The sequence below is a fragment of the Nocardia sp. No.11 genome (assembly GCF_038752175.1).
Classification (GTDB): Bacteria; Actinomycetota; Actinomycetes; order Mycobacteriales; family Mycobacteriaceae; genus Nocardia; species Nocardia canadensis.
Genome location: NZ_JBCGFB010000195.1, coordinates 1 through 7170 on the forward strand (window position 1 = coordinate 1; position 7170 = coordinate 7170).

At 70.7% G+C, this 7170-nt stretch carries 7 protein-coding genes and 1 pseudogene; 5 read left to right on the forward strand and 3 right to left on the reverse strand.

What is annotated here, in order from left to right; translation table 11 throughout:
* Positions 1–279 (reverse strand): annotated as a pseudogene (locus V8688_RS30595) (histidine kinase); the annotation flags it as partial.
* A 166-nt stretch (positions 280–445) separates the two neighbouring features.
* Between V8688_RS30595 and V8688_RS30600 the strand changes: the two are divergent.
* The 3 genes from V8688_RS30600 to V8688_RS30610 are packed head-to-tail and all read left to right on the forward strand — an operon-like array spanning position 446 to position 3179.
* Positions 446–1252, forward strand: a complete 807-nt coding sequence (locus V8688_RS30600; RefSeq protein WP_218721164.1) for an ABC transporter ATP-binding protein — start codon at positions 446–448, stop codon at positions 1250–1252.
* Positions 1242–2129, forward strand: coding sequence for an ABC transporter permease (locus tag V8688_RS30605; protein ID WP_218721163.1), 888 nt, complete (start codon positions 1242–1244; stop codon positions 2127–2129). The genes V8688_RS30600 and V8688_RS30605 overlap by 11 nt, the downstream gene beginning before the upstream one ends.
* A gap of 3 nt (positions 2130–2132) precedes the next feature.
* A complete protein-coding gene (locus V8688_RS30610; protein WP_218721162.1) occupies positions 2133–3179 on the forward strand; it encodes an ABC transporter substrate-binding protein in 1047 nt (348 codons plus the stop codon).
* A 54-nt stretch (positions 3180–3233) separates the two neighbouring features.
* Here V8688_RS30610 and V8688_RS30615 read toward each other — a convergent pair whose 3' ends face one another.
* Both V8688_RS30615 and V8688_RS30620 read right to left on the reverse strand, forming a co-directional pair.
* Positions 3234–4481 (reverse strand): HRDC domain-containing protein, encoded by a 1248-nt coding sequence (locus V8688_RS30615; protein WP_342802249.1) that lies wholly within the window; start codon positions 4479–4481, stop codon positions 3234–3236.
* Positions 4482–4503: 22 nt separating this feature from the next.
* Positions 4504–5142 carry a DUF3000 domain-containing protein gene (locus V8688_RS30620; RefSeq protein ID WP_308248649.1) on the reverse strand — a complete coding sequence of 213 codons (639 nt, stop codon included), beginning with the start codon at positions 5140–5142 and terminating at the stop codon, positions 4504–4506.
* A 232-nt stretch (positions 5143–5374) separates the two neighbouring features.
* Between V8688_RS30620 and hemE the strand changes: the two genes are divergently transcribed.
* Together hemE and V8688_RS30630 are read left to right on the forward strand one after the other, a co-directional pair.
* Positions 5375–6430: a uroporphyrinogen decarboxylase gene (hemE, locus tag V8688_RS30625; RefSeq protein ID WP_342802250.1), complete on the forward strand. Its 1056-nt coding sequence runs from the start codon at positions 5375–5377 to the stop codon at positions 6428–6430.
* 132 nt (positions 6431–6562) lie between these two features.
* Positions 6563–7170: FAD-dependent oxidoreductase (locus V8688_RS30630; protein WP_342802251.1), on the forward strand; the 608-nt coding region annotated here is incomplete at its 3' end.

Sequence of the window (7170 nt, forward strand, 5' to 3'; positions counted from 1 at the left end):
GGCGGTCCGCTCGAGCTGCCCGCCGGCGAGCTCGGTGCGCAGCGCGGGCCCCGGCGTGAGCGGCAGCGCCGCATAGCGGGCGACCTCCGCGCGCACCACCGGATCACTGGCGACGGTCCGCGCGATCGCCAGCGCCCGCTGCCCGTACTCGGCGGTGAGCCGCTGATCGCTGAGGTAGGCGAACACCCCGAACGCGAGCCCCAGGGTCAGCGCGACCAGCGCGACCTGCAGCAACACGATCTGCGTCCGCAGCCGGACGCCCCGGGGGAACAGCCTCACCGGCTCAGTGTAGGCACGCCCCGACCGCGTGAGCACAATGCGCACAACCTGTCGAATCGCTGGTTGCGCTGGTTGTGCGCACAAGCGCGCGCACTGTGGCCCAGCCCACTTATCTTTCGATAGCGGCCGCACATCACACCCAGCGGCGCCGGACACAGGAGCAGCAATGAGCAATCCACTCATCGAACTCCGGGGCGCGACGAAGCGCTTCCCCGGAACCGGCGGTGGCATCCACACCGCGGTGCGCAACATCGACTTCACCGTCGCCGCAGGCGAATTCGTCGCCGTGGTCGGCCCGACCGGCTGCGGTAAGTCCACCACCCTCTCGCTGGTGTCCGGCCTCGAGCCGACCTCGGCGGGCCGGACGCTGGTGCGCGGCAAGGATGTCGACGGCATCCCCGACGGCATCGGCTACATGTTCCAGCAGGATGCCGTGCTGCCCTGGCGCAGCGTCCTCGACAACGTCGCGCTCGGCCCGCGGTTCCGGGGCGTGCCGAAGGCCCAGGCCAAGGCCGAGGCCGCCGAGTGGGTGCGCATCGTCGGTCTGGCCGGGTTCGAGGACTACTACCCGCATCAGCTCTCCGGCGGCATGCGCAAGCGCGTCGCGCTGGCGCAGACACTGGTCAACGAGCCCGAGATCATCCTCATGGACGAGCCGTTCAGCGCGCTCGACGTGCAGACCCGCCAGCTCATGCAGGACGAACTGCTGCGCGTGTGGGCGGGCACCGACGCCGCGGTGATCTTCGTGACCCACGACCTGGAGGAGGCCATCGCCCTGGCCGATCGCGTCGTGGTGATGACCGCGAGCCCGGCGACGGTGTGCGGTGACTTCCGCGTCACGCTCGAACGGCCGCGCAATGTCGAGGAGGTACGCCTGACCGAGGAGTTCCGCGACCTCTACAAGGAAATCTGGGAAACGCTGCGCGATCAGGTCGAGGCGGCTCGCATGAAGGGAGCGACCCGTGTCGCTTGAGACGATGGACAAGATCGCGGTCACCGTACCGGAGGTCGAGGCGGAGACCGAGGATCAGATCTTGGCTCGGGTCAAGGCCGAGCACCGCAAGTCCAAGCTGCGGGTGTGGGGTCTGCGGGCCGCGCTCATCGCGGTGTGGCTGTGCTCGTGGGAACTGGTCGCCAGCGTGTGGATCGACCCGTTCTTCTACTCCAAGCCCTCGCTCATCTGGGACCGGCTCGTCGAATGGTTCACCGAGGGAACGCAGTTCGGCTCGATCTGGTTGCAGATCTTCACCACGGTGCAGGAGGCCGTGCTCGGTTTCGTGATCGGCACCGTCGCCGGTGTCGTCCTGGGCACCCTGCTCGGCCGCAGTCGCTACTGGGCCGACGTGCTCGCCCCGTTCATCAAGGCGCTCAACGCTGTTCCGCGCATCGTGCTGGCCTCGCTGTTCATCATCTGGTTCGGTCTCGGCCTGGAGTCCAAAGTGGCGACCGTGGTCGTGCTGGTGTTCTTCGCGGTGTTCTTCAACGCGTTCACCGGTGCCAGGGAGGTCGACGGCAACGTCATCGACAACGCCCGCATCCTCGGCGCGAGCAAGCGGCAGATCCTCGGTTCGATCGTCTTGCCCAGCGCCACCACCTGGATCCTGTCCAGCCTGCACACCGCCTTCGGCTTCGCGCTGATCGGCGCGGTCGTCGGTGAATACGCCGGTGCCAGTAAGGGTTTGGGTCTGCTGATCTCCAACGCGCAGGGCACCTTCGACGCGGCGGGCATCTACGCGGGCATGATCATCATCACGGTGGTCGCGCTGATAGCCGAATGGCTGATCGGGGTCGCGGAGAACCGGTTGCTGAAATGGCGTCCCTCGCAGGCCCAGTCGGGACACGGGGTGTAGACGATGAGATACCGCAAGCCGCTCGCCGTCGCCCTGCTCGCGATCAGTTCGCTGCTGCTGGCCACCGGGTGCCGGGACTCGCGCACCATCCCGATGGCCGACGGCAGGCCCCAGATCACCATCATGGTCGGCGGTTTGGAGAAGGTGATCTACCTGCCCGCCATGCTGGCCCAGCAGCTCGGCGCCTTCGACGCCAACGACCTCGACGTGAAGTTGCTCGGCGAACAGTCCGGCGCCAGTGCCGAGACCGCGCTGCTGACCGGTGACGTGCAGGCCGTGGTCGGCTTCTACGACCACACCATCGACCTGCAGGCCAAGGATCAGTGCCTGCAGACCGTGGTCCAGTTCGCCGACGTGCCGGGGGAGGTGGAGCTGGTCTCCACCGCCGACGCCGACGCCATCCGCAGTCCGGCCGACTTCCGCGGCCGCGCACTCGGCGTCACCTCGCTGGGCTCGTCGACCGACTTCCTCACCCAGGCGCTCGCGGGCCAGGCCGGCCTGAGCACCTCCGACTACACCCGGGTGAAAGTCGGTGCGGGTCAGACCTTCATCGCCGGCATGAACCACGACGGCATCGACGCGGGCATGACCACCGACCCGACCGTCGCCAAGATGGTGCAGTCCGGCGACGCGAAGATCCTGACCGACATGCGCAACGAGGAAGGCACCCGCGCGGCCCTCGGCGGTCTGTACCCGGCCTCCTCGCTGTACATGAAGTGCGACACCGTGTCCGCGCACCCGGAGATCGTGCAGAAGCTGGCGAACGCGTTCGTCCAGACCCTGCGCTGGATCGACACCCACACGCCCGAGGAGATCGCCGCGACGATGCCCTCGCAGTACGCGGGCAGCGATCCGGCCCTCTACGTGCAGTCCCTGCGCGACTCGATCGGCATGTTCAACGGCGACGGACTCATGAAAACCGAAGGCGCTCAGAACGTGCTGCGCATTCTCGGCCAGTATTCGCGCAATGTGGCTCCGGTCCGTGACCGCATCGACCTCGCGGCCACCTACACCAACCGGTTCGTCGAACAGGCGCAACCCGCCCCCTGACCAGTTCTCGGCACCCCTCGGCCCCTGTCGCGTGACGCGGCGGGGGCCGGTGGTCTATTCGGCGGGGGTCAGCGCCTTGGCCAGCGCGGGCACGGCCAGCGCGCGCTGCCACGGCCGGGCGCCGCCCGCCCGGAGGAAGTCCTCGATCGTGGCCGACAGCTCGTCGGGTTCGCCGACGTTCTTGTAGTCGGGCAGCCCGTCCCAGCACAACCGGCGGACCAGGTCGGGGGAGAGCAGGTTCTCGACCGGGATGGCGTACTCGGTGGAGAGTTCGCCCATCGCGCTGCGCGCGGTGGCCAGGCGTGCCGCGGCGGCGGGGTCACGGCGTTCCCAGCGGTTGACCGGGGGCGGACCGTCGAAGGGCAGCGTCAGCGGCGGCAGTTCCTTGTCCGGCAGGGTGCGGCCGCGCTCGACGGCGGCCAGCCAGTCCCGGGAGTAGCGTCGCTGGCGCGGCCCGCCGAAGACCGGCAGCGTGCGCAGCTGGGCGATGCTGCGCGGCTCCCCGGTGGCCGCGGCCACGATGGCCGAATCGGGCAGAATGCGGGCGGGCGCGACATCACGAGCGCGGGCCAGCTCGTCGCGGGTGGTCCACAGTTCGCGCACGATCGCCAGCTGGCGGGCGCGGCGCAGCGTGTGGATGCCGGAGGTGCGCCGCCAGCGGTCGGCCTTCGGCGCGGGCGGGTCCATGGTGCGGACGTGCTCGAATTCCTCGGCGGCCCACTCGATCTTGCCCTGCTCGGTGAGATCGGCGGCGACGGTGTCGCGCAGCTCCAGCAGCAGTTCCACATCCAGGGCGGCGTAGTTGAGCCATTCGTCGGGCAGCGGCCGGGTCGACCAGTCGGCGGCGCCGTGACCCTTGCGCAGCGACCGGCCCAGCAGGTTCTCCACCATCGCGGCCAGGCCGACACGCTCGTAACCGGCGATCCGGCCGCCGAGCTCGGTGTCGAAGAGCCGGGCCGGCCGCAGCCCGAGTTCGGCCAGGCCGGGCAGATCCTGGTCGGCCGAGTGCAGCACCCATTCGAGGGGGTTGATCGCCGCGGCCAACGGGATCAGCGCGTCGGTCAGCGGGATCGGGTCGATCAGGAAGGAGCCGGCGCCCGCCCGGCGCAGCTGGATCAGATAGGCCCGCGCGGAGTAGCGGAACCCGGACGCGCGCTCGGCGTCGACCGCCAGCGGGCCGGTGCCCGCGGCGAGCTTCGCGGCGGCCGCGGCGACCTCGTCGGCGGTCGCCAGCACGGGTGGAACCCCCTCGGCGGGGGCGAGCAGGGGCTCTGCTGCGGTTGGTTCCTCGGCGACCGGCATAAACGTGAACTCTACGTGGCGTTCAAGGGCGATCGGTGCGGGTATACGACTCCGGTCGCAAATGGGTGATCCCGGCGGGTGGCAGCCCGGCGGCGAAGGCCAGTACCTCGCAGAATGCCTCCACGTGCCGGCGCATCTCGGTGTTCATCGCCGTCCAGGAGGCGCGCAGCTCCAGCTGGTGAGCCCGGGGCGGGCCCGCGATGTCGCCGTAGCGGACCGAACTGGTGGCCGTGACCGTGCCACCGAGCGCGGTGAACGGCTCGCCGCGCGACTCCAGGGAGTCGACCAGCCAGCTCCACGCCACCTCGGGCAGCAGCGGGTCGGCGGCGAGCGCGGCGTCGATGTCGGCCTGGATGTAGGCGACCAGCCGGAACACGCCGTGCCAGGCCTCGTCGCCCTCGGGGTCGTGCAGCAGGATCAGCCTGCCGAACGCGTCCCCCTCGGAATCGATCGGCACGATGGCGCTGTCGGGGTGGGTGACCTCCGCTCCGAGCGCATAGGAGAACGGCGCCAACCGTTGCGGGGGACGGATAGGCGCCAGCTCGATTCGGGGGTGCACGGTTGCGGTGCCCATCGCATCGACCGCCGCCCGGAAAGAAGCAGGCTCGCGGGGCGTTCCCCCGGTCGGTGCGGCGCCGTCGCGGATGTCGAGCGGTGTCACGAGGAGAAACGGTAGACCGTGCGTGCTCGGCGTCGTCGGAGGCGCGCCGCCACACGTCGCCGGGTCCGGGCTGCGTTGCGCAGCGCGCATTCTCGGGCTCGGTGTGATGCGCGATGTGCGATGAGGCGGGCCGGGGGGTCGTTCGTCCGATGTCCGCGTGTGTACCCGTCGGGTGCGCCGCGGGGGCGACAGTTGACGGCACGCCGCGCCCCGCCGCTTAGGATGAACACCGATGAGCACTTACACCCGCCGCCGGTTGACCGATGCCCCCTTCCTGGCCGCCGCCACCGGCGCGACGCCCAGCAGGCGCCCCGTGTGGTTCATGCGCCAGGCGGGCCGCTCGCTGCCCGAGTACCGGGAACTGCGCAAGGGCATCGGCATGCTCGAGTCCTGCTTCGACCCGGAGCGGGTGTGCGAGATCACCATGCAGCCGATCCGCCGCCACGGCGTCGACGCGGCAATCCTGTTCTCCGATATCGTCGTTCCGCTCAAGGCCGCGGGCATCGACCTCGACATCGTGCCGGGCGTCGGCCCCGTCGTCGCCGCGCCGGTGCGGACCGAGGCCGACGTGCGGGCTCTGCCGCGGCTGCGGCCCGAAGAGGTCGGCGCGGTGGCCGAGGGCGTGCGCCTGCTCACCGACGCGCTCGGCGACACCCCGCTCATCGGCTTCGCCGGCGCGCCCTTCACCCTGGCCTCCTACCTGGTCGAGGGCGGACCGAGCAAGCATCACGAGCGCACCAAGGCGATGATGCACGCCGATCCGCAGACCTGGCACGCCCTGCTCGGCGCGCTTACCGACATCACCATCGCGTTCCTGCAGGCCCAGCTGGCCGCCGGTGTCGACGCGGTGCAGCTGTTCGACTCCTGGGCGGGCGCGCTGTCGCTGGCCGACTACCGCGAGTACGTGCTGCCGCACTCGGAGCGGGTGTTCGCCGAGGTCGCCGCGGCGGGTGTGCCGCGCATCCATTTCGGTGTCGGGACCGGCGAGCTGCTCGGCGCGATGGGCGAGGCGGGCGCGGACGTGGTCGGCGTCGACTGGCGGGTGCCGCTCACCGAGGCCGTGCGCCGCGTCGGCGCCGGAAAAGGCCTGCAGGGCAACCTGGATCCGGCGATCCTGTTCGCCGGGTTCGACGCGGTCGAGGCCGAGACCCGCCGCATCCTGCGCGAGGCCGACGACGCCATCACCCTCGGCGCGACCGGGCACATCTTCAACCTGGGCCACGGTGTGCAGCCCGATACCGATCCGGGTGTGCTGACCGCACTGGTGGAGCTGGTGCACTCGCTGTAGATCCCCGTCGTGTCGGCACCTCGGCCCGGTGGTTGCCGCGCGGGGTCGGGTGGTGTGGGCGGTTCGTGATCCCGGTGACAGCGCCGAGGGTGTGGGTTCCGGCGCGCGTGCCGGCGCGACTACGGTCGAGGCATGCGGATCGCGATCATCGGTGGCGGCATCAGTGGGCTCGTCGCGGCGTATCGACTGCGGCAGCGGCTGGGCGCCGAGGCCGACCTCGTGGTGCTCGAGCAGAGCGCGCGTGTCGGCGGAGTGCTGCACACCGGTGAATTGGCCGGGGAGCCAGTGGATCTCGGCGCCGAGGCCTTCGTCGGGCGCAGGCCCGAGGTGCTCGAGCTGATGACCGAGCTCGGCATCGACGACCAGCTCGTCCGCCCGGCGGGCAAGCGGCCGCTGGTGTGGGCACAGGGGACGGCGCATCCGCTGCCCGGGCGCACCCTGATGGGTATTCCGTCCGATGCCGAATCCCTGCGCGGGCTCGTCGACGACGCCACGCTGGCACAGGTCGCGGCCGAGCCGCAGCGCGCGCTCGACTGGACGCCCGGCGCCGATATCGACGTGCACAGTCTCGTCGCCGATCGCTTCGGACGGCAGGTGGTCGAGCGCAGTGTCGACCCGCTGCTGGGCGGCGTCTACGCGGGCACCAGCGCCTCGATCGGCGTCCGCGCCGCGCTGCCCACCCTCGCCGCCGCGCTGGACCGCGGCGCCCGCAGCCTCACCGAGGCCGTTCGCGAGGCCCT

Coding starts and splice junctions, on each gene's coding strand:
- hemE (WP_342802250.1), top strand. CDS start 5,375: ATGAGCACTTACACCCGCCGCCGGTTGACCGATGCCCCCTTCCTGGCC.
- V8688_RS30610 (WP_218721162.1), top strand. CDS start 2,133: ATGAGATACCGCAAGCCGCTCGCCGTCGCCCTGCTCGCGATCAGTTCG.
- V8688_RS30600 (WP_218721164.1), top strand. CDS start 446: ATGAGCAATCCACTCATCGAACTCCGGGGCGCGACGAAGCGCTTCCCC.
- V8688_RS30615 (WP_342802249.1), bottom strand. CDS start 4,481: ATGCCGGTCGCCGAGGAACCAACCGCAGCAGAGCCCCTGCTCGCCCCC.